The organism is Acinetobacter lactucae (assembly GCF_013344765.1).
Lineage (GTDB): Bacteria > Pseudomonadota > Gammaproteobacteria > Pseudomonadales > Moraxellaceae > Acinetobacter > Acinetobacter lactucae_A.
In genome coordinates this window covers 1-1,446 of record NZ_JABVBF010000319.1, presented here as the reverse complement: position 1 = coordinate 1,446, position 1,446 = coordinate 1, and the positions used below count along the sequence as shown (strand labels likewise).

The window sequence follows — 1,446 nt, the reverse complement described above, 5'->3', positions numbered from 1 at the left end:
GATACACACCAATGACAAAATGTGAAACTTCTGAAAGCAGTTAGATCGATATACTGACCGTATCTAAAAATTTTATAAAAACAGCAGATGCAAAAAGCCATTTTATTCGACTTAGATCAAACTCTACTTGACCGAAATACATCTCTTATAAAATTTGTTGAGTGGCAAGTAAACTTTTTTCAATTAGTATCACAAGAAAATAAACAAGCTTTTATAACTAGATTTATCGAATTAGATAACAATGGAAGTGTGTGGAAAGATGTTGTTTATTCTCAATTATTAGAAGATTTTAATATAAAAACCTTTAGTGTTGAGAACCTACTTGAATCGTACATTAACGACTTTAATAAGTTTTGCCGCCCTTTTGAGAAAGTTCCAGAAACAATTCAGAATCTTTATAACAAAGGATATAAATTAGGCTTAATTTCTAATGGGAAATCCCCTTTCCAAGAAAATAACTTTTATGCACTAGGTCTTAAAGAATTTTTTTCTACAATTATTGTTTCAGAGGCGATAGGCTTACGAAAACCAGATATACAAATATTTGAGCATGCCTGTAAAGAGCTTGGTTTTATCCCTAATGAATGTATTTTTGTAGGAGATAATCCGAAAGCCGATATTGAAGGTGCTAACAAAGCTGGAATGAAAACAATCTTTTTCCATCCCGATCCTTCTATCAACTCTTCTTTAGCTGATGAAAAAATTCACCATTATGATCAACTAGAAACAGCAATTAATACATTAGAGAATTTCATTCTTTAAAATGGTTATTTGTTCTTTTATGAAATCCGCAAAGAGCACTGTTTAGTCACCCTTACTGAAACAGTGCTCTTTGCTCCATCTCAACCTCTATCCAGAAAGGTTTGATGCATAGAAATAGTGTATGTACCTTTGACTCAAAATGTTTCCTGTATTTTTTGATATTTTTAAATGTTCACAGCATAAAAATGAAGTATATTCAGGTTTATCAGAAGATTCTTCTTTGGTTTATATTTTGAACAGAACAGAATACACACTAGATCGTATAGATCGAAAAATTTTATCTGCATTACGTGGAAATGGCCGTTTAACTGTTGCCCAATTGGCCGAAGAAGTCGGTCTTTCATCTTCTCCGTGCTGGACTCGACTGAAACGTCTGGAAACTTTAAAAATTATTGAAGGCTATACGGTAAACGTAAACCCCAAAGCGATTGGCATTCATGAAGTCTTTTTTATTGAAATTACTTTAGAGCGCCACGATGACGAAATGCTAGAAAATTTCAGCGAAGCATTAGCCGATATACCTGAAGTTGTAGAAGCTCATCTCGTCACAGGTGACTATGATTATCTGGTTAAAGTAGCAGTCAAAGATGCTGACCATTACGAACGATTTTTAAGAAAAAAACTTTATTCAATTAAAGGAATACGCCACACCCGTTCGACCTTTGCGCTACGCCCTCTTAAATC

The 1,446-nt window shown here is 33.7% G+C and carries 2 protein-coding genes; both read left to right on the top strand.

Annotation, left to right across the window (positions count from 1 at the left end):
* Positions 1-87: 87 nt before the first annotated feature.
* A complete protein-coding gene (locus HUN22_RS17020; protein ID WP_174731875.1) occupies positions 88-762 on the top strand; it encodes an HAD family hydrolase in 675 nt (224 codons plus the stop codon).
* A 232-nt stretch (positions 763-994) separates the two neighbouring features.
* On the top strand, positions 995-1,446 hold a 452-nt coding region (locus HUN22_RS17015; RefSeq protein WP_217488219.1), incomplete at its 3' end, for an Lrp/AsnC family transcriptional regulator.